This window comes from Bacillus sp. 22475 (genome assembly GCF_052044835.1).
GTDB classification, from domain to species: Bacteria; Bacillota; Bacilli; order Bacillales; family Bacillaceae_G; genus Bacillus_A; species Bacillus_A cereus.
In genome coordinates this window covers 9,332-36,237 of record NZ_JBQENW010000035.1, presented here as the reverse complement: position 1 = coordinate 36,237, position 26,906 = coordinate 9,332, and the positions used below count along the sequence as shown (strand labels likewise).

Here is a 26,906-nt window from a genome sequence, read left to right as displayed (position 1 = left end):
AATAGGTAAAAGAAAGAGCAGCATGTTGCAAGTTGAAGAGTTAAGGAAAGAAAGGCGCAAAAGAAATGCAAGTAAGTAGAAATAGGTAAAAGAAAGAGCAACCGTGTTGCAAGTTAAAGAGTTAAGGAAAGCAAAGCGCAAAAAGTGTGCAAGTTGAAAGAAATAGGTAAGAGAAAGAGCAACCGTGTTGCAAGTTAAAGAGTTAAGGCAAACAAAGCGCAAAAGGAATGTAAGTAAGGGGAAATAGGTAAAAGGAAGAGCAAACTGTTGCAGTTGAGAAAAATAAGGAAAGCAAAGCGCAAAAGGAATGTAAGTAAGTAGAAATAGGTAAGAGGAAGAGCAAACTGTTGCAAGTTGAGGAGTTAAGGAAATAAATGTAAGGAAAGAAAGAAACAAAAATTTGTAAATATCTGTTACAATAAATTAAATATAATAGTAGTTAAGATTTTTATACTAAGAATTATTTTATTGTGATCCATGGTTTAGGGAGGAAAAGAAAGTGGATAACTTATTACAAATGTTTCGAGATGCATTGCTAATCTCTGAGCCAATTTATAAAACTAACGAGCTAGTATGGAATAAGTGGAATGCATACTTTAAAGATGTTGAAAATAATAATAATAAAGTACTCACATCACCCCATGCTTCTCCATCATTTACTGCATTAGTATCTTGGTTAGAGAAAAAGCAAGAGTCCGGAATTACATTATTACAAATTTATGCCAAAATTGATTCCTATAAGGAAGAAATATATAAAGAAATTGAAGGATTTATAGACAAAGAATTTCAAAATGTAGCATCTTCAAGTTCCATAATAGTAGAAAATGATCAAAATATAGAAGAGACAAGCATAGTAAACCATGAGGATTATTATGAGGTAAATAACTCTGCTGTTTATTATAAATTAAGAGATGGGATTGCAAAAAATCAATTTGAAGAGGACGAATTGAGTAAAGTTTTACAATATCCTATTGAAACAAAATCTTCTACTGGTGTAGCTCAGCTTTCTTCACACAAAGATGAAGATTTAAGACTTACTAATATAGAAGAAGCAGCTCGATGGAATACCCTTGTAGATGACGTAATGAGTAATATGGATGATTTAACGGCAGATTGCTTAGATGCAATCACAATACAGTGGATCAATGAAGCAAAATCTCCAGATGATTTTATTGACTTTTCTTATGAACAAGTTTTAGAAATGTGCAACATTCCAAAAACAGTTGTTAAAAATAAAGAATACTATAGAGCGGAAGATAAAATTAAGATAGCAAAGAGAATTGCAGCTTTAGCAAGCATTTTTATCTATTTAAATGATGATAATGAAGTCGTTGTATTAAATGACCGTGATGATGATGGGGAACGTTTAGAATTAAAGCGTGAAGTTATAAAAAGATTATTTGTATTAGATTCAGTTGTTTTATGGAGACATAGTGTTACTAACGAATACATGGGCATTGAATCTTGTCGTATTAAGCCGGGTAGCTTTTTAACTAATTATTTGTATGGATCAAATAATACAACAGCCCTATTGTCTAAAAAAGCACTTGAATACAATAGTTATAGACACAAATATCATAAAAGGTTAATTCGATACTTAACATGGCAATGGAGAATAAGACAAATGTATTCATCATTGAAAAAGCCATATTCTATAGGAGGGGACAAAGGACTGCTAGCAGTAATGGATATCCCAAAAGATTGGAAGCCTAATCGTATTAGAGAACAGTTAGAAAATGTTCTAATGGATTTAGAAAATGAAAAAGTAATCTCTCATTGGGAGTATAGTGATCCACTAGATGAACAACAAATTGGGAAACGTAACTGGTTTAAAAATTATTACACTAACTTAGGAATTACGATTTTACCACCTGAAGAAATGCTACAGTCAATGGATAGGGTAATAGGAAAGAAGAGTATAGAGGAACCACAAGAGCAGTTACCGGAAGTAACAGTTGTTAAAGAAATAAAGAAGACTGTAGAATCAGTCGAACAAATAGAGAAAAAGATCCGTGACCAAATACTGAAAGTACACAATGAAAAAAAGGTAAGTATTCGTGAAATAGCAGATGAAATTAGTATTTCTCCGTCTACATTATCTAGGTTTTGTAATTATAAAACAAAACGTTTATCTAAAAAAGCATTAGAAAAACTAACAAAATGGTGTGAAAGGCAAGAAATATTAGAAAAGATGTAACATAGACTAAATATTTCTTTTAATAATAGTCAAAGTAAAAATACACATACATTATGTATGTGTATTTTACTTATTATTACCAACAATAGTCTGAATTTTCTTTATTGATGGTGGTTGTGGCGGGCGAAGATCCTACTGGAAAGTCATTATAGTTATGCTATTTAATCCACTGCAATTAAATTTCTTGTCTTATCGATATGGCTCAGTAACATACGATACTCTTCTTCATACATAGTTATACGTTGTAGAAGAGATTGATTCTCTGTTTCTAAATCTTCAATTTGATTTTGTAACTTTGTCAATTCATTCACATCTTTATAAGTTTGTAGAAAGAGAATAATATCATCTAATGTAATAGACAAAGAGTTTTTTTCTATTTGTGATGGGGAGAAGGGAATGTTGTTTCCCATTTTTCGGTCTTGTTTTGCTTGTTGTATTTCTTCTTGGTATTGTTTTCTCACATATGAATTCCAACGAAATCCACAAGCTGCGGGTGTTCTAGCTAGTAGTTTTGCTACTTCTTTGAATGCAGCTAACTGTGTTCCACCGTTACGAATATTCTGAAGTACTGTTGATGCGAGAAGTAAATCGTTATCATCAGTCCAGGAATCTTGTCTTGAGATTACCACGTTTTAACCCCCCTTATATGTTTTATATTATATATATGCAATTACTCAAAATGATAGAAGTTCAACTTCTCTTGAAATAATTGGGGGTAAGTTGGTAGAAGTATGTATGATTTTACATGCAAAATTGCATTTAAGGTTGACTATTCCATGAGGTGTAACTATACTGATTACAGTAATGCAACTGAATTAATAAAGTTATTGGTATGAATTGGTTGTATTAATGATGTATAAACAAATATTAAAGAATGAATGGAGTTGAAAATATAGCCCTACATATAAAACGTTTGTATAAAAAGAAATTAGGTAATATACATTTTTTTATAAGTATATATAAATAAAAAAGAGGTGTGCTTTTTGAAAATTTTTAAGGGAATTCTAGTTTCTTCAATTGCATTAACAGCATTTAATGGAGTGGGCGGACTACTTCCAAGTGAACAATCAGAAGTTGCTTATGCAGCTACTTACAATTATTCAAATAAGCAATTGAATTCTACTGTACATAAGCAAGCTACTAAACAATTAATTTTGAAATTTAAAAATGAAGCGAATTTACCATATCAGGATGGAATAGAAAAATTCATTAAAGAAGAAAAACAAGATCCTGAATTAATTGGAATTTTAGCTGAATATCCAAATGTAACTATAAATCGACTTTTTAATTCTTTAAATCCTAAAGAAATTAAAAATCTAGGTAAAGAAATAAAAGATTCCGATCATATTTCTTCTAATTTGCTAAACTATTATATTGTAGAAACTCAAGATGATATTGATGTACAAGCATTACTTACAAAAATTGAAAAATCATCTCTAGTTGAAACGGCGTATTTACAGGAAGAAGAGGCGCCGCCAGCAGAGCGTTTGCCAAATTTATCTGTTAATCCATATGATGAGCCTAGACTTACAAGACAAGGTTACCTTGAACCAGCACCATTAGGAATTAATGCACCTTATGCCTGGAGCATAAAAGGTGGAGATGGAAAAGGAACTACTTTCGTAGATATGGAGTATGGGTGGTTATTTAGTCATGAGGATTTAGTGAATCAAAAGATTGAATTGATATCTGGACAGAATAAAAGCGAGCACCATGATCATGGTACCTCAGTCTTAGGAATTGTTTCGGCAGAGGATAATAACATAGGTGGAATTGGGATCGCACCGAAAGCTAAGGTAAAAGTTGTATCCCAGATTAGGGATAACGGAAATTATAATACAGCTGATGCTATTTTAAGTGCGGTTAACAATATGCAAGCTGGAGATATTCTTTTACTAGAGGCACAAGCAACTTACGATGGATATGGAGATAAGAACTATTTTCCTGTGGAAGTAAAACCAGACATATTTGATGCAATTAGTATGGGAACAAATAAGGGAATTATTATTATTGAAGCAGGTGCAAATGGCGGAAATGACTTGGATCAATTTAGAGACCGTAATGGTAAACAAGTTTTAAATCGTAATAGCCCTGATTTTAAAGATTCAGGGGCAATTATGGTTGGGGCAGCTTCTGCAAGGGTTCCTCATAAGCGTTCATATTTCTCTAATTATGGTAGTAGAGTGGATGTGTATGGATGGGGGAATGCAGTAGATACTACAGATGCTAAACCAAGTGAATTTATAACGAATTTATATACATCTAGTTTTGCTGGAACATCTAGCGCATCACCTATTATTGCTGGTGCTGCAGCATCAATTCAAGGAATTGCAAAAAATAATCAGGGGAGAGTATATACACCAAGACAGCTTAGAGATATTTTAAGTGATTCTAGCACCGGAACGAAATCAAATGATCCAACTTCTGATAAAATTGGTGTTTTACCTGACTTAAAAGCTATTTTATCTAAACTTGGTTTTTCACCAAACTTAGGTAATGATTCTTCCATTGTATTTCCTGAGGAACAAGAAATGAATAAAGGAAATAAGGGAAATGAAGGATCTACTATTACATTCCCGAAAGAAGAGACCGCTAATAGTGAAGAGGACTCTAGCTTTATTTTCCCAGAATAATAGAAATACCTCCTATTAAGTATGGGGCAAAATAGTTTACTCAATAAGAACAAAGGATATAAATTCAATAGAAATATGAATTTATATCCTTTTTATTTTAAGTTGTTTTTACTACCTTATAAAAACGTAATGTTAGCGTAATGGAAATGAATTTTGGCAGCCAATAGATTAGGATATAATTTTTGTGAGAAAAGATATGAGGTGAATAATATGAAACGAATAGTGCTTATGTGTAGCGTTTTTGTGATGTTTACTGTGTTGTTATCCGGGTGTAATTTAAATCGTCTTGGTACAGATACATATTATGTGCAAATTACCAAGGATGGTGAAAAATTAAAAGAGAAAAATGTAAATGGGGATACGACTTACGAATATAAATTACCTGGATTTGATAAGGATGGTAAAGAGAAAGAAATGGAGTTTACAGCGTTAAAAAACCTTCGTAAAGAAGCGTTTTTACGTATATATTACTCTGAGAAAAAAGGTGTGAAATCTTGGGAAGAAGTTAAAAAAGACGAACTCCCTACAAAGGCAAAAGAAAAATTAAAGGTGGATTAATATATAATGCTTTGTTAGAGCAATATATCCTCAAACTATTAGAATGTATATTGTGAAATAGGCTAAAGTTCTTTAGAGTTGTTAAAGTAAGATTATGACAGTTATTGTCAGTCTTTTGCTTTTTCAGGAAGAAAATATAAAGGGCATTTAACAGACAAGTGTTGGATTATTAACAATTATTTAAGATCCAAAGCTACAATATATCTGCTCCTGAACTATAATAATTTTAGGTCAGAAATAAGCTTCTAATTTTGTGAGGAGTTAAGTACTAAAAAGGCTTAATTTTGTTTAAGTATTTGTAGTCGTTTAAAGGATTTGTGATTGGTTATGATATAATAAAGTTCAAGTATACTAAGGGGGATTAATTAGATGATTTTTCAAAGCATGATAACAGCTATTATAGAAAAATTACAAGAGACGGTGAATCCCTATTGGATAATTGTGTTTGGATCAACGGCTGAGAACAGAGAACGAGAAGATAGTGATATTGATATAGCTTATGTAAGTGACACAACATTAGGGAACTATGAACGTTTTTTATTAGCACAGGAGTTAGCTAACATTGTTCATAGAGATGTTGATTTAGTTGATTTATCCGAAGCTTCTACAGTTTTTCAAGCTCAGATTATACATACAGGAAAGACAATATTTTGTTCGGATGAAAAACGTAAGGTTATTTTTGAAATGAAAACCTTAAAAATGTATTCAAAATTGAATGAAGAACGACAGGTAGTATTTGATGATATAAAGAAAAGAGGTTCTATATATGAAGAATGAGGTTATTTTAAATAAAATTTCTACAATAGAGCGTTGTATAAAAAGAATCCAAGATGTGTATGGAAATGACCCTGAAAATTTAGAGGACTTTACAAAACAAGATTCAATAATATTGAATATACAAAGAGCCTGTGAAGCGAGTATTGATTTAGCAATGCATATTGTTGCGGGAAAAAAATTAGGACTACCCCAATCTAGTCGAGAGGCCTTTGATTTATTAGTTACAGCAGGATTACTTAGTGCTGATCTAGCGAATAAGTTAAAGGCGATGGTTGGATTTCGTAATATTGCCGTTCATGATTATCAAAGTGTAAATTTAGATATTGTTCGTCAAATTATTGAAAAACATTTAACTGATTTCAAACTATTTACGAAGGAAGTAATGGGGATATTGGAATTTTAGGCGAAAGAACAGAATAGTAAAGCTGAGAGAGAAAGTAATTCTATGACTAAAAAACCAGCTATTGAAACAATTACTTAATTTCGTAAGAAGAAACGCGGTCATAAGGTGAATTTGTTTATGTTGTAGTGAGGCTTTGCATGAGATGTGTGTGATAATAGTAGGAACAATATCCATATACAATTTTATCAACAAATAAGTAAATATTTTCAAAACTAATTTTTATACATATAATGTATACCCAAAACAAAAAAGTTTCCATAAGGAAACTTTTTTTGTTTTGGGTAAATTTATAACGGTTAATTAATATTCAGTTTTTGAAAAAAATGATGGATCATGTCAAATCATCTTCATTTACACGAACATGAACGTAGTATAAAAATGAAGCATATCCAAAATAATTAAAGGGGCTGAAAAAATGATTAAAAAACTTATTATTGGTTTTATTGCTTTAGGCACAACAATAGGAGTGAGCAAACCTACATTTGCTGCTACAATACATTCTCCATCACAGTTTAAAGAAACTCGAAATGTGCAATCCCTGGGAAGATTCATTTGTTAGTTTGTTGTTATTACTTCTAGCGAATGAAGATGAACAATTAACCCAAACATTGGAAAATTATTTCAAATAAAAAATGCCTATGTATTCAAAATAAGGTCAGCACATTCCATTGGATTTATTTTATCTATATAATATTCTTCTGCTTTCCAATATCGTCTTTCAAATTTTTCTTTATTTTGTTGAGTTTCTTTGGTTTCGCGCATTAATCTTCTTTCCCTAGAACAATTCAAAAATATTACTCTATCAAAGAAATCTCTCCATTCCTTTCTTTGTAGGAATACCCCTTCGATAATTATTACGCCTGAACTAGGTAATTTTACTGTCTTTAACTGACTAGAATCAGTATCCTCATCATAATATGGGAGTGTAATTTCTTGTAATTTAAGAAGGTTTTCAAATAAATGCTTTCTTAACCATTCTACATCCCACTGTAACTCATAATATTCATACCACTCTTCAAACTCAGTATTGTATCTTTTTTTTCTTTCAACTATATGATCATCTAAATGAAAAATCATATAAGGAATTCCTCTATTTCCAAAATCCAATTTAAGATTCTCCACAAAAGTAGTTTTGCCAGAACGACTTAAACCATCAATACCTAAAATAAACCTATTATTACTTTTTATGAATGATTTTATTTCAAAATAATTTATCCCCAACACTTTCACCCTTTACATTTAGATTCTGTTGTAGAGAGAAAATACAAACAGTTGCAATTATAGAGTATTGAAACTTTATATAGAGATGCTATCAACATACTCATTTAGACAAAAAATCAGTAGCTATAGGAACCATCTATGCCGAAAAGGCTAGCATGACCACCACTCCATGTCAAGTTGTATCCTAAATCTATCTTTGCAAGATTAGCATATTTATTTTGCAAAAGACTTTTAATTCGATTCTTTAAATTTAGAGATTAGAGAACTTATATTTTTTATTACGTTGTACATATCGATTTAATATGTTCATTCAACTGTAAATAATATGTTTCGAATGTAAATTCTTTGTAAATTCTTTGTAAATTTTTGGTTAAAATTTAGTTGACTTTTACAATTTTTAGAATTATCATACTCTTATATTCAAAGAAAAGGGGATGAAAATATTGGGAGTTATTGATATTGATGGAAATATTGCAACAAAAAAGAATGATGCAAACGCTGTATATTATCCAGTATCTGACATTAAAATGATTAAGGGTGAGGGTGTTTATCTGTATGATTCTGAAGGGAATTCTTATATAGATTGTGCTTCAGCAACCTTTAACTTAAGTCTAGGATATGGACACCCAGCTATAATTAAAGCTATAAAAGATCAAGCAGAGGATTTAATTCATGTTACTTCCTCTTTTCAAACTGAACCTATAAATAAACTTGCACAAAAATTAGTAGATCTTTCACCCAACAGAATAACTAAAGCACATCTAAAAGTATGTGGGGGGTCAGTGGCGAATGAAGGCGCAATAAAAATGGCACAAAGAGCTACTGGTAAAAGAGATACAATGTCACTTTTTAGAAGTCATTTAGGTCAAACAATGTTCACTGCAAACTTATCTGGAAACGCATTTAGAAAAGAGAATTTTCCTTTAGCGATTCCAGGGGGAATGCAAGTACCAGATCCATACTGTTATAGATGCTTCTATGGGCAGGACCCTTCTTCATGTAACTTTATGTGTGTTGATAGATTAGACGATTTCTTAGAGTTTGGAAGTAGTGGTAGCGTAGCAGCATTTCTTGTAGAACCTATATCAGGGAATGGGGGTAACATCATTCCTCCAAAAGGTTATTTTAAACGCTTACGAGATTTCTGTGATAGAAATAATATCAAACTTATTTTTGATGAAATACAAACAGGTATCGGAAGAACAGGATATATGTTTGCAGCTGAGTATTATGATGTCGAACCAGATGCAATTACTGTTGCAAAAGGATTGGGAGGTTCTGGAGCACAAGTTGCAGGTATTTTAGCGAGCGATGAGTTAAGTGGGCTAACAACAAATGAACATTCGTTTACTTATGGTTCAAATGTTCTTGCCGCAGCCGCAGCAGTTACAACACTTGATATTATTTCTCAGCCTCATTTCTTACAAAATGTAAGAAATACTGGAGCATACATTTTAGCTAGATTAAAAGAAATTGAAAAGAAGCATGCGTTTGTAGGTGATATTCGGGGGTTAGGATTAATGATAGGTATTGAAATCATTGATATGAATGGAAAACCTGATTCAATATTAACAAACTGGTTAGCTGAGAAAGCAATGGAATTCGGTCTAATTCTTAGAACATCCCGTTATGGTTTTGGAAATGTACTTAAAATCAGACCACCATTAACACTTACATTAGAAGAAGCTGAAATAATATGCGATAGATTTGAATTACTTTTAAAGGAAGTAACCGTATGAGCAATACATTAACAATAGTTAAAAGTAAACAAGATCCTGTGAATACTAAACTTTATGACCTAGTAATAGTTGGTGGTGGTTTCAGAACAACTACATTTCTATCATCTGCCCCTGAACTTCTTGAAAGAGATATCCTTATAATTGAAAAAGGTAATTCTATAGGTCCTGGTTCTTTTGAAGACTATGATATTATAACCTCTTCAAACGGTGCTAGTATGTTAAAAAACACCAGTTATAAAGGGGATTTCAATCAAATTAGAAACAATGAAAAAATTAATAGAATAATAAATAGCAATCACCCTGTAGAAGCTAGAGATCTATCTAGTGCACTAATTGAAATTGGTAACATTATAAACAACAAGTTAAGTAAAGAATCGATTTTATATAATACGAATGTAGTAAAAGTTGAAATTAATTCTTCAACAGGTCCCAATAATATCATCACTTCCGAAGGTAATGTTATTAGAGCAAATCATATACTTTTAGCAACCGGAAGAACTGAGAGATTACACCCGTCTTTGAATAAGTGGAAAGAAAAAGTGATGTTTTCTGGAAACGCAATTAGTCTGAATAAACAAAAATACTTAAAAAACAAACTAATTGAATTAAATGGAAAATCTATAGTTATTCCTGGATGTTCACATAGCACAATGTCTGTACTAAAGGTAATATTGAAGTTAATCAAACAACTTCAACTTGAATCAGATAATTTTATAGTACCCAAGATATATGTATTACAAAGAAGCTTAGCAAAGTTAATGTATACATCTGAGGAAGAAGCAACTAAAAATCAAGTAGAGGGACGAGAACAACTCTATGATCCGAAATCCGACATTTGCCCTGATACAGGAATCATTTTTAGAGATTCAGGATTACGACATATTTCTAAGGAAATCTATTGTGATTTGTGGAGTAACAAAATTTCTAATGCTGAAATTATTAGAATCCAAGAGATACTGGATGCTTCAAAGTTATTTGATGAAGCTGGGCTAATTATTCAAGCATTAGGATACTACGGAAATCCACCTGAAGTGTCAATATATGGTGAGATAATTTACGGAAAAGAATCTGAAAATAGAATTTATTCTAAAGATGATGGAGCGATAGAATTTAATGGAATGACTCTCCGAAACTTCTCCGCGCTTAGATTGGAACCAACGCCATTAAATCGAAAAGACAATACAGTTTATGGAAAGAATTTATATAACGCTCTATATCGAAGAATTGAACATCATATCAGTTCAATTCAAAAAATTAATACAAGTGAGGATTGAAAGAAATAATGGAGATTTCACAAAATAGAAAGCAAATGATAGATAAATTAACATCAACCATTCTTAATAGTAGAAATAACCCTCAACCATATATCGTTGGAATTTCAGGAGTTGATACATCCGGGAAAAGTCGCCTGACTGACGAACTTGAATCTAAATTATTAGAATTAAATTATGACGTACAAGTAATACATATTGATGACTTTCATAATCCAAAAAGAATAAGATATAATACGGCATTACCTGAACCTGAGCAGTATTATAATTTGAGTATCAACTTCCAACAATTAATAGATGAAATTTTAATTCCTATTAAAAATAACAATGAACTTTCCATAGTGTTAAGCCATCTTGATTTATCTAAGGACGAATTTACTAAAAGTAAAGAATATAAAGTACGTAAGGATACTATCGTATTATTAGAAGGCGTCTTTTTATATAGAAAAGAACTTAGTCAATTTCTGGACTTCTTTATCTATCTAGAAATTGATGAATCAACAATGTTAGATAGGGCAAAAATGAGAGATGTACCAACTCAAGGAGAAGAAGTTATTAGAAAGTACTATGAAAAATATATCCCTGCTCAAAAGAAATATATACACACTTATCAACCCAAACAAAATGCAAATATTGTAATTGATAATAATTGCATTTCTAACCCAATCATTATATACAAAACTATTAGCAAAAAGGAGTATTAACATGGAGATAAGTGGAATTAAAGCGATTGTATTTGATTTATGGGAAACTTTAATACCCTTTCCAAAATCATTAAAAACAAAAGCGTTTTTGGAGACAGCAAAAACATTAAACTACGAACCCAGTCAACTTAAGCCTCATTGGGAAGCTACGAGAAGAATCAGAGAAACAATTAATTTAGAAGATTATTTCTATTACTTAAGAAATGAAATAAATGCTAATTGGTCAGATCACACAATTAAGCAAGCAATGGAAGTTAGAAAAAGTATTCATGGTAGTGCCTTTGAAAATCCAGATGTTTACGCATTATATGTTTTTTATACTCTTCAGAAAAAAGGTATAAAAACGGCAGTTATATCTAATTGCAGTAGTGATGTAAGAGAGATGTTAATGTCCTCGCAAATAGGTCCTCTTATTGATGAAGTTATTTTGTCTTCTGAAGTAGGAATTATGAAGCCGGATGTCTCTATTTACAAAATCGCATCAGATAGACTGAACGTTCCAGCTAATCAATGTATTTTCCTGGGAGATGGAAATGATAATGAACTTGATGGAGCTAAAAAGGCTGGTATGAATTCAATATTGATGAACAGAGGCTATGATCGAGGGTGGAATGGAAGTGGGATTAATCAATTATCTGACATTTTAATGGAGGTAGAAATCCATTGAATTATATAGTAGATCCAAAAGAAGATATCTCGTTTGAAATAGATTTTGTGTACTCAATAGAAGATATTGATGAAATTCAATTGCTCCAACTCTCAAAAAATAGAACTTATTATGTAAGTAAACCTTGGCTTCTTGCAATAGAGAGATTAAGAAATGGTAACACAGGTTACATAATAGCTCATAGATGTGATGGAAAACTAGCAGGTGTGCTACCTATATATTGGGGGAAACCAAGCCAAAGGGGGTATTATGAGCCATATAATAGATTTTTATTAAGATCTGGAGGGGATTTTGGAATTTCTGACTGGTCGCCAAGTTTAATTGTAGGTTCTAGAGCTGCATACGCATGTGAATTTTTAATTGATGAAAATTTACAAATGGATGAACAGAATTATCTACTATACCGTCTATTTAGTGAAGCTTATTGCTACTTAGAAAAATTAAATACTGTCTCAATCTCGGCTCTCTACATAAACCCAGCTGGAGTTGATCAACTAGAAAAAATTGTTGGAAAGGACTCCTTCTTTGTTGCAGGTGCTAATACAGTTATAGATATTAAGTGGGAATCATTTGAAGAATACATGAGTAGTGTGAATACAAAAATTAGACGAGAGCGTAAAGTATTTAATTCTAAAGGATATAGCGTTGTAAAAAGCGATTTATTAGAGTCAAAAGAAATTCTTTCTGAATTATTCTCAAGTCATGAAAGAAAATATGGACATGTGGCCTCTGCTGAGAGTGAATTGAAAGAGTTAACTGTAATGACTAATACCTCAAATGAGTATAGTTTAGTGTTATTACTTAAAACTGAAAATGATACTGATACTGTGGGTGGAGCATTGTTCTATCTATGGGGAGACACTATATTCGCTAGAAGTGTGGGTATACATAAAGATTACTCAGCAAAATCATTTGAATATTTTAACTTAGTATATTATGAAGCTATAAAGTTTGCGATTGAAAAGGGCTATAAACATATAGATTATGGAATGGCTACATACCGAGCAAAATTAATAAGAGGGGCTCGAATTGAACCTTTAATGGGATTTATAACATCAAGTAATCAAATGAATCCTCTAAATGAGAGTACATTCTACCAATGGACTAAGGAAAGGGAAGCAGCTATAGAATCAGGAGATGCTTCTCAAATAGAAAGGAGTCAAATACCATGAAATCTGTTTTAGTAGTAAATACAGGAGATAGAGTACATTCAGCTGCTCTTGCTGCAAGACCGGATTTAAAAGTTACTTTTGTTATTGAAGAACGTTTTATTGATATGTATCCAAAAGGATCTGATTTAATTATTGTAAAAAACTTAAACAATCCTTCAGAATCTACTCAAACTGTAGTTGAGTCTAGAAATTGTAATGAGTATTCTGCAGTAATTTCCCTTTCTGAAAGAGCCGCACTAACTGCTGCATATATAAGAAGTTTCTTAGGATTAGAGGGGCCTTCAGTTTATACAGTTTTAAACACAACTAATAAATTTGCAATGAAACGTAAATTAGAAACGGCTGGAGTTACAGTTGCTCAATATAAGATTGCTACTACCCAAGAAGAAGCAATCGAATTAAGTAAAGAGGTAGGATTTCCTGTAATAATTAAACCAATCATGGGTGCAGGATCAGACGCTACAAAAATTTTTTACTCGGTGGAAGATATAAAAAATGAAGCTGGAGTTAAATTTTTCAATCAATTAAAAAATCCAATAACCACTTCTGAAAAGGAGTTTCCAGTTATCATAGAACAATTTTTAGATGTTCAGCAAGAATTACATTGTGATGCTTTGGTAATAGATGGAGAAGTAAAATTTATTAAAGTCTCAAAATATATTAAACCTGTCATAGAATATAATAGTGGTATTTTTGGTTCCATAACCTTACCGAACTCTAACGAAATTAGTAAAGAAGTAATAAAAATTCATGAAAAAGCAATCGAAGCTGTCGGTATCAATAATGGAGTAACTCATTTGGAAGTTTTTGTAACATCAAAAGGGCTAATAGCAGGTGAAATAGCTTCAAGACCTGGTGGGGGCGGAATTAGAAAAATGTTAAATTATCAAAACGGATTTGATTCATGGGAAGCACATATCGCATTATCATTACAAGAAAAATATATTTATGAACAGTCCACGGATTGGAACATAAATGACGAAATAGGACAATTTATGCTTCCTGTAAAAAGAGGGAAAATAAAATTGATGAGTATTGAAGAAGATTTCATGGACATACCTGGATACATTAGTTCAGATATAAAAGTTAAATCTGGAGATGTTATAGATGGGCTATTAGATTCCTCAGCAGTAAGCGGTATAATTTATGTTAAAATTCCTAATTCGGCATGTTTGGATGAATTAATTTCACTTATAGAAGAAAGATTTCAATTAGAAATAGAAGAGAGAGTATATAATTAATAATGGGATGTGAAAATGTGAAGAAAAAATATCTTATAGTACCAATGCAGCCAACGCCTAATGGAAGAATGCATATAGGACATGGAACGGGTACATATCTGAGAGCTGACATACTTAGTCGTTCTTTACGTCTATTAGGTAACGATGTAAGCGTAATAACTGGAAGTGATGCATATGAGAACTGGATCTTAGCTGCATCAATTTCGACTGGAATGACTCCAGAGGAAACATGCCAACATTTCCATAATGGGATCATAGAAGATTTATCTAACTTAGACATCTGCATTGATGAGTGGATAAATCCACTTTCTGTAAAACATAAAGATTCATATTCTAAGATTCATGAAACTATTCTTAAAAAGTTAGTAGATAACAACGGAGCAAATCTAGAAGAAGAAAATGTTCCATATTCAAAAGAAACAAAGAACCCTTTAATGGGGACATGGATTTCAGGTTTATGTCCATATTGTCAAACACCTTCTGGTGGAAGTTCTTGTGTAAATTGTGGTGCACACTTTCAACCCGAAGAACTTTTAGAACCTAAATCAAGACTAGATAATAGTACTCTAGAATGGAGAAGAGTTAAAAGCTGGTTTACTAGACCATTAGATAAAAATAATATCGTAACATCTTTAAAAGAATCTGGTGTTAATGAGAAATGGATGGGAGCGGTAAATAAGTATCTTAATCAAAGTGAAGGTCGTATTCGTTTGAGTGGACCTGGAACTTGGGGGATAAATAGTGAATTAGTGGAAGATGGATTTGTCTTATCCAATCCTTATTACATATACAGCGTATATTGTGGAGAAGTTTATAAAGAGAAGAAAAAAGAAGAATTAAATCCATTTGATCCTAAAAGTTCTGTTATTACAGTTGGGGTCTTCGGAAACGACAATTCTACTCCAGGACTCATTGCACCTCATGTCATAGCACAACAATCTAATGACTATGTGGGTCCATTTGACAACACTATCGTCAATGGGATGTTATTTTTAGAAGGACAAAAATGTTCTACTAGTAAAAAACATGGAATATGGCTAAAGGATATTACAGAAGAAAACACTGGTTTAAGTTCTGATGAACTAAGATATTTTCTATCACAAATTGAGCTGGATGATGGGGTAGCAGATATTACTTTAAGTAAAATGGTAAATGAGATTAACCAATTGAGATCTTGGATTAAAACTAAACTAGAACCAGCGATAGAGAATAATATAAATTCCATAAAAGTAGATATTACTAAAAATATTTCTAAAGCTGTTTCAGAACAATCTAAGTTTCTTCAACCAAATAATTTTAATTCTCCCTCAGCAGTAAATATACTTAAGGAATGGATGGATAACATTACATTAGATAATGAAGAGTGGCTACTAGGACTTGCTATTTTAGCCTCTCCAATAATGACTAAATTATCAAAAGGCATCTGGAATCATTTAGGCTTAGAGGGCGAACCTTCTTTTTCTTATAATGAAACGTTTGTGAATATTAAAACTAATTCCCGAACTGTAAAGTTTAATTGGAATAAGTCTGATATCACCATTAACGATTTGGATAAATTTGTCCACTTAGCTGAGTCACTAGTATGAGAAAAATGTCACTAAAAAACAAACTTAATCCTTTGAAATCTAGGCAAATTCGTCACCTCTTTACTGCAAGAAGTATTTCAACTTTAGGGGATATGGTAACTCCAATAGCTTTAGTATTTGCCATTTTAGAGTTCTCTGACTCTGCTTCTGCTTTAGGAATTATACTGGCAGCTAGAGCAATACCAAGTGTTGTATTACTGTTATTCGGTGGCGTAATAGGAGACAAATATAACAGAAAAATGATATTAGTTATATCCAGTTTAGTTGGTTTTATATCACAAGGATTAATAGGAATTCTTTTACTGACCGGAGAGGCTACAGTACTAAACATTGCTATGTTGACTGCAGTTAGAGGGGGCATTAGTAGCTTTTTTAATCCCGCCTTTACAGGAGCAGTTTCAGCAGTTGCTCCTAACGAAAAAAAACAAGAAGTATTTTCATTGTTTGCTATAACCAATAATATATCAGAAATTGCTGGACCTGCTTTAGCCGGAGTTTCATTACTGTATATAAATCCAAGCTGGTTGTTGATTGGTGACTCTCTCACTTTTTTAATTAGTGCGATTCTAATATTTACATGTGGTAAAATCGGTACTCCTAAGAATTCAGGCTTCAAAACGAATTTACTGTTTAAGGAAATGAATGAGGGACTGAAATATGTGTTAACACAAAAATGGTTAACAGCATTAATAATAAGTGCTAGTGTATTTCAACTATTCCTATTGTCTAGTATGCAAGTTCTCGGGCCTGTTGTAGCGGAAAGACATTTGGGAGGTGCACCGGATTGGGCATTAATATCGATTTCACTAGGAATAGGAAGTTTGGTTGGAAGTCTTTTAGCGATGTATTATAAGCCCAATAAACCGTTATTAGTAGCTTATTCCTTGTTAATACTAGGAGCTGGTCCAACATTACTACTGTTAGCAATACCAGCACCTCTTTATCTATTAGTAATTTCAGAGTTTGTAGCTGGGATAGTAATTTCCTTCTTTTCAACCTTGGAAGCAACTACAATTACTAAAATTGTTCCAAACCATCTTTTATCCCGAGTAGATTCTATTAATAGGTTTGGCTCAATTTCCCTTAAGCCTGTTGGATTAGCATTAATAGGACCGCTATCATTGATGATTGGAATTAAATTCACACTTATAATTGCAACAATAATAACTTTACTCGCAATTTTATGGCCATTAACGATAGTCAGTGTTAGACAGTTAACTACAAATGAAATTAAAATCGAAAATGAAGAGCAAACAGTCTAAACATTTATGTGTTATAAAAATAACCTCTTAAGATAATATATCTGTAAGAGGTTATTTTTATATAGGGGGTCCTGACGCATCGCTATCAAGCTAAGAAAAGCAAATACCCCAAATAGAAAGTCCTTCATACCAAGATTTTAATTAAAACACCCTGATTAGAATTTAAGATCTTGATGCAATGTACGGACCGTGCACAACCATATTTAATAAAAATGGCCCCTTTTTTGGACTAGCTTTAGATACTAAGTTATGGCCCCTACTTATTGATGATGGAAGTTATATAAATATCTTTGCTCTAATTATCCTTATTCTGGGAGATGGGCAAAGATATCCAAAATAAGAATACGCTTGAAAACAGAAGTATATGGAGAGGAAATTGATATAGATGAGATCAATTTTTAATTTAGTAGCTCAACTAATATGTGTTGTAAAAATTGGGCAGCGCTTTATTAAAGTGTTGACTTAATCCCTCAGAACTGATGAGCATTTCTGTTGATACTTCTAAACAGCTAGATAACTGAGTTAAAGAAGTTGTAACGACATTTTGGCTCATCCATACACAGAAAGCGATTAAATCTTTTGTTTAGTACTTACTAGTTCGTTGCACAACCCAACATAGATAAGTTAGTGGAGGATTCAAATCCAGAAGATCACACTGTGGGATCGGAATATAGTAATGTAACTTTGTTTGAAGTCGATGAAAATGGTAAATACATAATTACTACTCCTAAATACAATGACTTAATGGACACTTACTTTTATGGTGATTACGCAGCTAAAAAAATAAAGAATAGAATTTTAGGTTGAATTATCACAAGGTTCAATAATTTATTTGATTATACAGATGAAACAATTATTTTCCCTAAAAATATTTGGGACTTAAGGGGGATAGAATGAATGTTCTTCCACAATTGGCCGCTATTTTTGAATAAATCTTAGATTTTCAAACTACTTCATTGTTATATTTTTGAGTACAGTTAAGTATCTTATATCGAAAATTAAACAACTATATTTTAACCCCGTCCTAAAATTAAAACGGGGTTATGCTTGTTTTAGGTTTTAAAAATTTAATAGCTTTATTGTCTTTTTACAACAATTTAGAAACATTTCATTCGATTTCCTGTAAGTTAAGAAATTAGTTCATTTAGTTATTATAATATTTATAGTGTTAGATCCCTTTAGATGAAAAGGGGCCTTTTGTATATTTTAAATTACATGGATCTTGATTAAACAGCCAGTGCCTTAACATGCGAAGAATTGGTTAATTTGTGTCCGAAATGATATGGTGCCCCCATGCCCATCAACTTAAGATTTTGAAACTTGGAAATCTCTATTTCAAATTCATCATTGGCAAAATATTAAACAAGAGCGCTTAGAATGCCATGTGTATGGAAAGCTCATTTCTATTTTTATATGTTCTTCTATTATGTTTAAGATGCGACAATTAATTTTACAAAAAAAGAAACAAGAATTAAGTGAATATAAGGCAATTGGAATGATTCAAGATCATTTACACATTTTATATCAAACCATACAGCAAAACACCCAAGAAATAACAAAGATTCTAATCCGCCTGTTCCACTTAATTCAGAAGAATGGCCGGAAATCTCATCGATACGAGAAGAAAACAGTCTTTGATATTTTGGGTATTGTTGATGAGCACAATGGATTGAGAAAACAAAAGAAAGCTGCATAATTTTTGAAATTTAGCCAGTCTAGGTTTATTTGGTATGCTTATTTTTAAGGACACAAAATATTTTAAGAGTTTTTTCGTTCATATGAACGAAAGTTCATTTTGTTTCCATTCTTAAGTTGATGGGTATGTATGGTGCCCCCTATATGAATATTTAAGTGTATATATTTTTGCATTTTTTTTATACAAAAGTTTTTTATTAAAACTTTACTTACTGCGCTACCTCATATGAATCTAAGACAATTGAAGAATAAAGGCAAAAAGAGTCTAAGATAAATTTGTACAGGTAGATATTATAAATTTATAGAAAAATAAGGGAAGAAGTTATAAAATAGGAGATTGGATTAAACTTTCCAATTTTATTGTTGTGCAAGATAAAGACAACTAAAGATGAGGCTCTTAAAAATTCTAGTCTTTATAAAACTAACGATATTATAAAAAATCCTCACTGAAGGAACTGCAACAAATCTAATTTGAAAATCTTTAGGAGATAAATATGAAATTTTAAATATTCTTAGTAGTCCATTAAACATTATAGTAATTATTATAGGCAAAGCCTTTAACACCATCGATTTAGAAGAAATCAGTACAAATAGAAAAGATGAAGTAGTAGAAGTATTAAGTCTTCCTTTTAATAGACTTCCAGAAGCAGTTGGACATATAAAAGGTGCGATTGCAAATGTAAAAACTGATATTTGTACAATAGATCAGAATGGGCTTCAAAAAGAAGAAAATAAACTTTAGCATTATTAATCATAGGTGTCATAACTATTAATTTTTAAGTGGTGCTATATAAGAGAGAGTTTTAAATTAGCTGCATTTTGATGCTCATTACAATGGCATCATGCATTTGAATTTAAATACATAAATGCTTAGATTCGTTAAATTATTACTTTAAATATAGTGAAACTATCAGTATATAAGGAAAGAAACCCTATCAAACGAAAAAAATTGGAACGTTTGGTTGAGTGACTAGTATGCTATTTTAAAGTTTAAATTAATAACAGAAAGAGAACCTCTTAATATGTTACTACTTTGTTTTTGTATTGTTGAAAATAAGAAAGGAGAAATCAATGAAAAAATATTGGCATAAGCTATCGTTGCTTCAAAAAAATGTATTACTAACGGTATTAGTAATTCTGACCCTTGTTGGAAGTATGGGAGCGTTAAGTTTTAATATGTTTCAAAATAGTATGATGTCTATATTTGAGAGGCAGTCTTTTGAAACAGGTGATGTGGTATTAAATCAATTAGATCTAGAAATAGTAAGAGATGTAGCAAAAGACCCCACAGCTCAAAGAGTGAAGAAAGAAAAATTGACAGAGCAATTAGATAAATCTATAAAAGATATGAAAAGTGTTGGGCAAACATATGTTACAGGAGCCAAGCTAAATGATAAAGCTGAATTACAAATAGTAGCTTTGGATACACAATTAGCAAATACTGTTTCTGTAAAACCAGGTGAATACTATGAGCAGCCTACTTATTGGATGAAAACATATGATAAAGTAATACAAACAAAACAGGCACAAATGACAGAAGTGTATGAAGATGAATTAGGATTCTGGGTAACAATTTTAGAGCCAGTTACAGATGAAAATAAAAATATAATTGCAATTGTTGCAGCGGATTTGGAAGCTTCTATTATTCCTCTTACAAAGAAAAACTTTATGGTACAAGGTTTACTATTTATTATAATTTCATTAACTATCGCAATTACAATTCAAATATTTATCTCACGAAACTCTCTATCGCCTTTAAAGGATTTACAAGAAGGGTTACGTAAAGTTGGTGAAGGGGATTTAAGTATTAAATTGAATGAAAGATCTGATGATATAGGGATAACCAATATCTATTTTAATAACACTATTAAAAAGTTTAATAGGATTATAGATAAAGTAAGGCAGACTGCTGAACAGGTTTCGACATCTTCACAGGAATTGTCGGTAAGTACAAAAGAGAATAGCATAGCCTTTAAAGAAATTGCAAGTGCTATTACAGGATTAAATTTAGGAGCACATTCTCATGAATATGTAGTGCAAAAATGTTTAGAGATTGTTCAAGAAATGGAAAGTAAGATGAAAGAAATTAAAGGAGCTGCAAAACAAGTTGGAAATGCTTTGGAAGACATGGAACAGCATTCTGTAGAGGGAAAAGATTTGATTAAGCAAATCGTGAATCAAATGAAAAGAATCCAAGATACAGTTCAGGATGTACCTTCTAGTATTTATGCATTCGAAGCACGATCTAAGGAAATTCATGAAATTCTTACTGTAATTACAACCATTTCAAATCAAACAAATTCATTAGCTTTAAATGCTTCTACTGAATCCTCATGTGCTGGAGAGATGGGGGAAGAATTTTCAGGTGTTGCGGACGAGGTACGTATATTAGCGGAAAGAACCGAGGCATCTGCAAGGGATATAGCTAAATTAATTGGTGAAACCCAGGCTGAAGCAGAGAGAGCTGTAAGATCCATACAGAAGAGCTCAAAGGAAGTAGAATTAGGAATAACATTTGTTCAAAGTAGTGGTGCTTTCTTTGAAAAAATTTCAGAATCTGCACAATCTGTTACAAATCAAATTAAAGCGACTTCGAATCATTCAAGTGACATTCTAAAAGATAATCAAACTATTGTTCAGTTTATAAATGAATTATCACACATTGCAAATACATATGTGAATAGCAGTAGTAATGTGGAGACAAGTATGAAAGAGCAAGAACTATATGTACAAGATATTGCAGAGTTAGCAAATTCTTTAAATTGGCTCTCGCAAGAGTTACAGGGGTTAATAAGGGAATTCAAAAGTAAGTAAGATAGAAGAAGGTAAAGGTATAGGGTATGACCTATACCTTTATTTATTCCCACATAAGGGATGAAAGCTTAGGTATATATGTAAAATAGGTAAACGAATAATTTTTTTGCATATTTTGTTGGAAATAGAGCATGATATTACCAAATTCAATGGAGGTGTTTAAAAAATGCAAATTCGCGAAAATAATAATTCAAACGAAATCTTAATAGCAGCTGCAGCAAGTGCAATTGAACAAATGAAATATGAAATTGCTCAGGAGTTTGGTGTTACACTTGGACCGGATTCAACTGCACGAGCAAATGGTTCAGTAGGTGGAGAAATTACAAAACGTTTAGTTCGTATGGCGCAAGAGCAGCTATCTGGTCAATATAAAATTCACTAAAACTAAAGGTATATCCCATTGAAGGGATATACCTTTTTAATTTGTTTGTAAAGAGGATCGTTACATTTTTTATTATTGGTTAAGTTTAGAAACAGCAAATTTAGCTGTAAAATTCATCTTCTTCATGTACGTAGAATTTACACCTGCTTGAAATTGTACAGAAATATTACCGTCTTTTTGCGCTTTAAATACGCGACCATATGGGGAATTAGCATTGAATGTGCCAATTACTTGATTATCCGCATCAAAGACCGTATAAGAAATTGGGAACCCTGAATTTTGTACAAAGACTGTAAGTTCTTCCCCTTTTTTTAGATTAAATGATTCTTTTTGAGACACTTCATAGGAACTCATAGAGTAGTATTTTGTGACTTCTTGAATTTCTAAATTCGTAGTAGCTGCACTCGCTTTTGATGCCTCAGCCCCTGGTAAGTTCATACCTGAAAATACTGCCACTCCTAGTGCCCCTGCTAAAATCAATTTTTTCATAATAGTATTTCCTCCTTTAATATATTGTGAGATTTGAAACGAAAGTGAAAATTTCAATCCCTGAAACCATTATAGTTACAATGAGAATTATTTTCAATGAGGGTTAGTATGTAATTTTGCATATATAAAGTATTAACGTAAGGTAATCAGTCAAGTTTTGAAGTATTCTTAACAGAAGGGAAGGAAAAAATTAAAAAATCATGAATGATATTGTAACCGAACTATATATCTTTTGAGCATATTCCGTCTGCATCAAGTGAATATATTATTAATTTTATTTGTATTTGTTTTTTATTATAAAGCATTTTAAGGTTGATAAAGTTTTATTTTGTGGAATTATTAAACAAAAATTACAAATTATATGTTATGATAAAAAGGCAATAAAGTACATCATCCTGACTTTATTGTGTATGTTTAGCCTATGTATGTCGTTTGTATTAGAAATAAGAAGTCTCCTAAAAAAGAGACTTCTTATTTTTTGTATGGAGGGGTTATTACAGATGATGGATTATTATCAATTTTTTTATTACCATGGCAGGCATTGCCTTATTCTTTTATATACAACATGCTGGAAAACCAACGAAAAGAAACAAATGGAAGTTTTTAATTATAGTATTTTTATTTTATCTTTTGAACTATTTATTTCTTAAATTCTTATAGATGTAGAGGGGATACGTTTATCATTCTAAAATATAAAAAAGGAAGGTGTAATCCTTCCTTTCATTATCCAGTATGTCCATGCGAATATTTAATAATATTTACAGTACTTTGAGTGCCTGTTGAAGAACTTGATCCAAAAGTTACTGTAACGACAATTAAGATACCAAGTAAGCTAACCGCTAATTTTTTCATTTTAATGCTCCTTTTTTAAAGTTTTTTTCATTGGCTTTACTAGCTTCATAAAAGTAATAGCTAGCTTTTAGATGATTATCTTCTTTGTAAAATTGGACTGCCAATTTTTCGGTATATTCATTTATATACTCATATAGTTCTTCTCGTTCAAAATAAGAAATTCCTTCTAAAACAGCTTTTTCTAAATCATTAGCACAGCTATGTAGATTTATTTTTTCTAAAATATTAAAGTGATGAATATAACCTTCAATTCCCAATTGAGTAGAGAGTTGGAGGCCCTTTTTTATTAATTCTTGAGCAATTTCATGTTCTCCTAATTTATAATGCTCTCTAGCTTCAATAAATACAGCTTTATAATCGCTAGGTAGTTTCTGATTAACTTCAGATAAATATCGTAATGCTACTTCAGATAGATTCTGAGTAGCGTACATAAACCCTAGATTGTGACGGACAATTAAAATATTGTATTCTAAATTTTCTTTTTGGAATGTATCCATAGCAGAGATAAAGTGTTCCTCAGCTAATTCCCATTCTTTTAAATGAGTGCATGCTAATCCATATAAGTTATTACAGAAGGCAACTTTTAATTCATATCCAGGATGCTTTGAAAATATATCTTTAGCCTTCATTACATGATTAATACATAAAATTGATCTATGTGTATGACAATAGAAAATGGCTAACTCATAATGGAATTCAGCATGTTCAATCTCATCAGGTATTGTTTCTAACAGGTATTCTGCTTTATCGTAATGTATTTTTGCAAGGCTATGATTGCCGGTAACATTGGAATGAATGGCTTTAAAGAAGTGATAATAGTATGAAAGGAAATCGTCTGTAGGAGTTTTGTAAGCATCACTTTGTTTAAAGCTATCTTTAGAAATACTTAAGCTATCAATTAAATATTGATGTCTAAAATCTAGTAGTGAGTAGTATAATAATATCGTTTGATTTTCTTCTATATTATGAATTCTGTTTTCAATTTCTTGTTTAAGTAATTGAGCGGCGTCTACATGCCTAGCCCTAATTTCTTGATACCATTCATTTAATAAATGAGTTATTTGCTCGTTCCCCTGTATATGAACATTCATTGTTCAATTTCATCCTCTCCAAAGATATTATTCAGCAATTAGTATCATATCAGAAATTTCCTCTATCAAAATCTATTTAATAGCATTTATCAATATAAGACGGAATATTCTATTAATTTACATTTATTGAGATTCAAGTAGTATGTATTATTGTAATTTCTGTAAAAATAATCTTTTTTGATTTGAAGATTTGATCAAAATATACTTTTTTAACAGGCGAAAAGGGAAACATACCTAAGTAATTATGTATAGTAATAATAGGAAAAAAGAAATAAATAATAAAGGGGAATTTGAAATGTTAGAGTTAAAAGAAAAGAAATCTTGGAAGAAGATGTAGATGTATTAAAGGAAATGACACATCCAGTACGGTTAAAAATAGTAAATGAGTTAATGTACCATAAGACATGTAATGTTAAACAGTTAATAGAGATTTTAGAGCTTCCACAATCTACGGTTTCACAAAATTTATCAAAATTGAGAGGAACCGTACTTCGTGCAGAAAGAAAAGGATTAGAAGTGCATTATTATATTGAGAATTCCAAAGCCCGTCAAATCGCTAGAGTTTTAAATATATAGATTGGAAATAACATCAAAATCTTCTGTATTAAAGCAGGGGATTTTTTTGTTTTTATTAAGCGTAAATATTTATATTAGAGTAAAAAACTATTTTCTTATTATAGGAATGAGATAGGAATATCAAATGGTTTTTAAATAGTAAAAATATAGAAAAATATGTTAATGTGATAATCGAAATATAAATTTATTCGAAAAGGAGTGAAGAGAGTATATGTTAAAAAGGGGTGTAATGTTATTATTCTTTATTCTATCTATCTCGACATTTAGTATGGTAACTCACGCTGCTAATAGTTCTGAGTACGTGAATCAATCATTCTATGGGTATAAAGAACCGTCATTTACTTCAGCTAAAACAAATGGTGGATCAGAGTACGGTGCCCAAAATGTAGGAGTCGTGGAAAAAAGAGATAATGGCTGGTGGAAGATTGAAACATGGGAAGGTCCAGTTTGGATTAAATTGAATGGGGAAGAACGTGTCATGGGAGATTTCTATGCATATGATGAACCTTCTTTCTCATCAAAGGTTGCGAATGCTGGAGCGAAGTATGGGCGACAAACATTTAGAATAGTAGATGGAAAAACAGATGGTTGGCTAAAATTTAAGACGTGGGAAGGCGACAAGTGGATGAATCCGCATGAAACAGATTCAGGTTCTTCTAAATATCAAATGCCTATCAAAAATCCAAATGTTAGCTCATGGTATGGAAGTCGTTGGGGGACAGTACATAAAGGTATTGATTTCTCAGCGGCAAAGGGTACACCAATAATGGCATCTAAATCAGGAACTGTAGAATTTGCTGGTTTTGGTGTAAGAGGTCAAGGATTTGGTGGATATGGAAATGCGGTGGTTATTAGGCATGAAGACGGACTTTGGACATTATACGGTCATATGGACTCAATTTTAACTACTGTAGGGGCACATGTACAACAAGGTCAAGTAATAGGGAAAGTAGGTAGTACAGGCGATTCTACTGGGAACCATTTGCACTTCGAAATTAAGAATCAGTATATAGGTGGACAAGTAGATCCAAAACCATATTTACCATTTTAATAAACATTAAGTTTGAATAATTAATATACGATAACAATAATATATTTATTGCATATTTAATAAAAGGACAGTTATCTAAGGATAGCTGTCCTTTTATAATTTATCATTTTAGCCAAGAAGACTCCTTCCTCAAGGAACGTGAAGGGTCACAGTCCAGTGAGTAGGTGAGAGATGAATTGGCTTCGAACAAGGGATGGAAGGAAGCCATCTTAATTGTTCGACATATAGAAAGTATTACTCCACTACCTATCGAATGTACGTTTGGTGTATAATAGTCATATACCAAAATAGAGGTGAATCAAATAATGATGAATAAAGCCTATAAGTTTCGTATCTATCCAAATCAAGCACAAGCAATTCTAATCAACAAAACGATTGGGTGTTCTCGCTTTGTATTTAATCATTTCCTATCCTTATGGGATCATGCATACAAAGAGACAGGAAAAGGCTTGACCTATGGTACATGCTCTGCCAAACTACCTGCCATGAAGAAAGAGCTTGTTTGGCTAAAAGAAGTGGATAGTA

24 protein-coding genes and 5 pseudogenes are annotated in these 26,906 nt (G+C 31.7%); 23 read left to right on the top strand and 6 right to left on the bottom strand.

All coding sequences use genetic code 11. From position 1 onward, the window contains the following. The first annotated feature begins 499 nt into the window (after window positions 1-499). Entirely contained in the window at window positions 500-2,197 is a 1,698-nt protein-coding gene (locus tag ACTJJY_RS28495) for a helix-turn-helix domain-containing protein (protein ID WP_440607148.1), read from the top strand. Window positions 2,198-2,358: 161 nt separating this feature from the next. Here ACTJJY_RS28495 and ACTJJY_RS28490 read toward each other — a convergent pair whose 3' ends face one another. Beyond that, window positions 2,359-2,826, bottom strand: coding sequence for an RsfA family transcriptional regulator (locus ACTJJY_RS28490; RefSeq protein ID WP_088363984.1), 468 nt, complete (start codon window positions 2,824-2,826; stop codon window positions 2,359-2,361). 354 nt (window positions 2,827-3,180) lie between these two features. On the opposite strand from ACTJJY_RS28490, the gene ACTJJY_RS28485 reads away from it, so the two are divergent. The 6 genes and pseudogenes from ACTJJY_RS28485 to ACTJJY_RS28460 all read left to right on the top strand — a co-directional run. Then, window positions 3,181-4,830, top strand: a complete 1,650-nt coding sequence (locus tag ACTJJY_RS28485) for a S8 family peptidase (protein WP_440607147.1) — start codon at window positions 3,181-3,183, stop codon at window positions 4,828-4,830. A 210-nt stretch (window positions 4,831-5,040) separates the two neighbouring features. Beyond that, the gene (locus ACTJJY_RS28480) at window positions 5,041-5,388 is read left to right on the top strand and encodes a YxeA family protein (RefSeq protein WP_440607146.1); all 348 of its coding nucleotides are present in this window, start codon (window positions 5,041-5,043) and stop codon (window positions 5,386-5,388) included. Window positions 5,389-5,757: 369 nt separating this feature from the next. After that, window positions 5,758-6,165 carry a type VII toxin-antitoxin system MntA family adenylyltransferase antitoxin gene (gene mntA, locus ACTJJY_RS28475; protein WP_000577226.1) on the top strand — a complete coding sequence of 136 codons (408 nt, stop codon included), beginning with the start codon at window positions 5,758-5,760 and terminating at the stop codon, window positions 6,163-6,165. Then, window positions 6,155-6,568 (top strand): type VII toxin-antitoxin system HepT family RNase toxin, encoded by a 414-nt coding sequence (gene hepT / locus ACTJJY_RS28470; RefSeq protein ID WP_000787540.1) that lies wholly within the window; start codon window positions 6,155-6,157, stop codon window positions 6,566-6,568. The genes mntA and hepT overlap by 11 nt, the downstream gene beginning before the upstream one ends. Before the next feature lie 415 nt (window positions 6,569-6,983). Further along, on the top strand, window positions 6,984-7,127 hold the full coding sequence (locus ACTJJY_RS28465; protein WP_440607152.1) for a hypothetical protein: 144 nt from the start codon (window positions 6,984-6,986) through the stop codon (window positions 7,125-7,127). Beyond that, window positions 7,093-7,185 (top strand): annotated as a pseudogene (locus tag ACTJJY_RS28460) (Rpn family recombination-promoting nuclease/putative transposase); the annotation flags it as partial. The gene ACTJJY_RS28465 and the pseudogene ACTJJY_RS28460, both read left to right, overlap by 35 nt. A 19-nt stretch (window positions 7,186-7,204) precedes the next feature. Here the strand turns inward: ACTJJY_RS28460 and ACTJJY_RS28455 are convergent. After that, window positions 7,205-7,783, bottom strand: a complete 579-nt coding sequence (locus ACTJJY_RS28455) for a kinase (protein WP_103945764.1) — start codon at window positions 7,781-7,783, stop codon at window positions 7,205-7,207. Window positions 7,784-8,259: 476 nt separating this feature from the next. Here ACTJJY_RS28455 and ACTJJY_RS28450 point away from each other — a divergent pair, with 476 nt between their 5' ends. From ACTJJY_RS28450 to ACTJJY_RS28415, 8 genes are read left to right on the top strand one after another with little or no spacing between them, the layout of a single operon-like run. Next, on the top strand, window positions 8,260-9,528 hold the full coding sequence (locus ACTJJY_RS28450) for an aminotransferase class III-fold pyridoxal phosphate-dependent enzyme (RefSeq protein WP_103945763.1): 1,269 nt from the start codon (window positions 8,260-8,262) through the stop codon (window positions 9,526-9,528). Next, the gene (locus tag ACTJJY_RS28445; protein WP_103945752.1) at window positions 9,525-10,802 is read left to right on the top strand and encodes a hypothetical protein; all 1,278 of its coding nucleotides are present in this window, start codon (window positions 9,525-9,527) and stop codon (window positions 10,800-10,802) included. Before ACTJJY_RS28450 ends, ACTJJY_RS28445 begins: the two co-directional genes overlap by 4 nt. A gap of 35 nt (window positions 10,803-10,837) precedes the next feature. After that, window positions 10,838-11,503: a hypothetical protein gene (locus tag ACTJJY_RS28440; protein WP_181032161.1), complete on the top strand. Its 666-nt coding sequence runs from the start codon at window positions 10,838-10,840 to the stop codon at window positions 11,501-11,503. Window position 11,504: 1 nt separating this feature from the next. Continuing rightward, window positions 11,505-12,170 (top strand): HAD family hydrolase, encoded by a 666-nt coding sequence (locus ACTJJY_RS28435; RefSeq protein ID WP_103945750.1) that lies wholly within the window; start codon window positions 11,505-11,507, stop codon window positions 12,168-12,170. Then, entirely contained in the window at window positions 12,167-13,342 is a 1,176-nt protein-coding gene (locus tag ACTJJY_RS28430; RefSeq protein ID WP_103945749.1) for a GNAT family N-acetyltransferase, read from the top strand. Before ACTJJY_RS28435 ends, ACTJJY_RS28430 begins: the two co-directional genes overlap by 4 nt. Further along, window positions 13,339-14,583 (top strand): ATP-grasp domain-containing protein, encoded by a 1,245-nt coding sequence (locus tag ACTJJY_RS28425; protein ID WP_440607145.1) that lies wholly within the window; start codon window positions 13,339-13,341, stop codon window positions 14,581-14,583. Before ACTJJY_RS28430 ends, ACTJJY_RS28425 begins: the two co-directional genes overlap by 4 nt. 17 nt (window positions 14,584-14,600) lie before the next feature. Further along, on the top strand, window positions 14,601-16,169 hold the full coding sequence (locus tag ACTJJY_RS28420; protein ID WP_181032160.1) for a class I tRNA ligase family protein: 1,569 nt from the start codon (window positions 14,601-14,603) through the stop codon (window positions 16,167-16,169). Next, a complete protein-coding gene (locus ACTJJY_RS28415; RefSeq protein WP_440607144.1) occupies window positions 16,166-17,431 on the top strand; it encodes an MFS transporter in 1,266 nt (421 codons plus the stop codon). Before ACTJJY_RS28420 ends, ACTJJY_RS28415 begins: the two co-directional genes overlap by 4 nt. Before the next feature lie 308 nt (window positions 17,432-17,739). Here ACTJJY_RS28415 and ACTJJY_RS28410 read toward each other — a convergent pair. Next, window positions 17,740-18,038 (bottom strand): annotated as a pseudogene (locus ACTJJY_RS28410) (IS4 family transposase); the annotation flags it as partial. 5 nt (window positions 18,039-18,043) lie between these two features. On the opposite strand from ACTJJY_RS28410, the pseudogene ACTJJY_RS28405 reads away from it, so the two are divergent. From ACTJJY_RS28405 to ACTJJY_RS28390, 4 genes and pseudogenes are all read left to right on the top strand, one after another. Further along, window positions 18,044-18,238, top strand: a pseudogene (locus ACTJJY_RS28405) (hypothetical protein); the annotation flags it as partial. Between the two features lie 505 nt (window positions 18,239-18,743). After that, window positions 18,744-19,127 (top strand): annotated as a pseudogene (locus ACTJJY_RS28400) (IS4 family transposase); the annotation flags it as partial. A 1,070-nt stretch (window positions 19,128-20,197) separates the two neighbouring features. Continuing rightward, entirely contained in the window at window positions 20,198-21,940 is a 1,743-nt protein-coding gene (locus tag ACTJJY_RS28395; protein ID WP_327896281.1) for a methyl-accepting chemotaxis protein, read from the top strand. 166 nt (window positions 21,941-22,106) lie between these two features. Beyond that, on the top strand, window positions 22,107-22,322 hold the full coding sequence (locus tag ACTJJY_RS28390; RefSeq protein WP_001167047.1) for an alpha/beta-type small acid-soluble spore protein: 216 nt from the start codon (window positions 22,107-22,109) through the stop codon (window positions 22,320-22,322). Window positions 22,323-22,394: 72 nt separating this feature from the next. Here ACTJJY_RS28390 and ACTJJY_RS28385 read toward each other — a convergent pair whose 3' ends face one another. From ACTJJY_RS28385 to ACTJJY_RS28375, 3 genes are all read right to left on the bottom strand, one after another. Next, window positions 22,395-22,811, bottom strand: a complete 417-nt coding sequence (locus ACTJJY_RS28385; protein ID WP_000733527.1) for a hypothetical protein — start codon at window positions 22,809-22,811, stop codon at window positions 22,395-22,397. Window positions 22,812-23,534: 723 nt separating this feature from the next. Then, window positions 23,535-23,663 carry a hypothetical protein gene (locus ACTJJY_RS28380; protein WP_000732005.1) on the bottom strand — a complete coding sequence of 43 codons (129 nt, stop codon included), beginning with the start codon at window positions 23,661-23,663 and terminating at the stop codon, window positions 23,535-23,537. Further along, window positions 23,660-24,754: a Rap family tetratricopeptide repeat protein gene (locus ACTJJY_RS28375; RefSeq protein ID WP_001100605.1), complete on the bottom strand. Its 1,095-nt coding sequence runs from the start codon at window positions 24,752-24,754 to the stop codon at window positions 23,660-23,662. Before ACTJJY_RS28375 ends, ACTJJY_RS28380 begins: the two co-directional genes overlap by 4 nt. Before the next feature lie 351 nt (window positions 24,755-25,105). Between ACTJJY_RS28375 and ACTJJY_RS28370 the strand changes: the two genes are divergently transcribed. The 4 genes and pseudogenes from ACTJJY_RS28370 to ACTJJY_RS28355 form a co-directional block, all read left to right on the top strand. After that, complete coding sequence (locus ACTJJY_RS28370; RefSeq protein ID WP_258043899.1) at window positions 25,106-25,330, top strand: ArsR/SmtB family transcription factor; 225 nt, start codon at window positions 25,106-25,108, stop codon at window positions 25,328-25,330. A 211-nt stretch (window positions 25,331-25,541) separates the two neighbouring features. Next, window positions 25,542-25,964 (top strand): annotated as a pseudogene (locus ACTJJY_RS28365) (hypothetical protein); the annotation flags it as partial. Then, on the top strand, window positions 25,956-26,381 hold the full coding sequence (locus ACTJJY_RS28360; protein WP_001068074.1) for a peptidoglycan DD-metalloendopeptidase family protein: 426 nt from the start codon (window positions 25,956-25,958) through the stop codon (window positions 26,379-26,381). The pseudogene ACTJJY_RS28365 and the gene ACTJJY_RS28360, both read left to right, overlap by 9 nt. A 305-nt stretch (window positions 26,382-26,686) precedes the next feature. Next, a partial coding sequence (locus ACTJJY_RS28355; RefSeq protein ID WP_440607143.1) for a helix-turn-helix domain-containing protein occupies window positions 26,687-26,906 on the top strand: 220 nt, incomplete at its 3' end.

Coding starts and splice junctions, on each gene's coding strand:
- ACTJJY_RS28395 (WP_327896281.1), top strand. CDS start 20,198: ATGAAAAAATATTGGCATAAGCTATCGTTGCTTCAAAAAAATGTATTA.
- mntA (WP_000577226.1), top strand. CDS start 5,758: ATGATTTTTCAAAGCATGATAACAGCTATTATAGAAAAATTACAAGAG.
- ACTJJY_RS28415 (WP_440607144.1), top strand. CDS start 16,166: ATGAGAAAAATGTCACTAAAAAACAAACTTAATCCTTTGAAATCTAGG.
- ACTJJY_RS28370 (WP_258043899.1), top strand. CDS start 25,106: ATGACACATCCAGTACGGTTAAAAATAGTAAATGAGTTAATGTACCAT.
- ACTJJY_RS28480 (WP_440607146.1), top strand. CDS start 5,041: ATGAAACGAATAGTGCTTATGTGTAGCGTTTTTGTGATGTTTACTGTG.
- ACTJJY_RS28380 (WP_000732005.1), bottom strand. CDS start 23,663: ATGAAAAAATTAGCGGTTAGCTTACTTGGTATCTTAATTGTCGTTACA.
- ACTJJY_RS28425 (WP_440607145.1), top strand. CDS start 13,339: ATGAAATCTGTTTTAGTAGTAAATACAGGAGATAGAGTACATTCAGCT.
- ACTJJY_RS28385 (WP_000733527.1), bottom strand. CDS start 22,811: ATGAAAAAATTGATTTTAGCAGGGGCACTAGGAGTGGCAGTATTTTCA.
- ACTJJY_RS28360 (WP_001068074.1), top strand. CDS start 25,956: ATGAATCCGCATGAAACAGATTCAGGTTCTTCTAAATATCAAATGCCT.
- ACTJJY_RS28445 (WP_103945752.1), top strand. CDS start 9,525: ATGAGCAATACATTAACAATAGTTAAAAGTAAACAAGATCCTGTGAAT.
- ACTJJY_RS28390 (WP_001167047.1), top strand. CDS start 22,107: ATGCAAATTCGCGAAAATAATAATTCAAACGAAATCTTAATAGCAGCT.
- ACTJJY_RS28375 (WP_001100605.1), bottom strand. CDS start 24,754: ATGAATGTTCATATACAGGGGAACGAGCAAATAACTCATTTATTAAAT.
- ACTJJY_RS28435 (WP_103945750.1), top strand. CDS start 11,505: ATGGAGATAAGTGGAATTAAAGCGATTGTATTTGATTTATGGGAAACT.
- ACTJJY_RS28465 (WP_440607152.1), top strand. CDS start 6,984: ATGATTAAAAAACTTATTATTGGTTTTATTGCTTTAGGCACAACAATA.
- ACTJJY_RS28440 (WP_181032161.1), top strand. CDS start 10,838: ATGATAGATAAATTAACATCAACCATTCTTAATAGTAGAAATAACCCT.
- hepT (WP_000787540.1), top strand. CDS start 6,155: ATGAAGAATGAGGTTATTTTAAATAAAATTTCTACAATAGAGCGTTGT.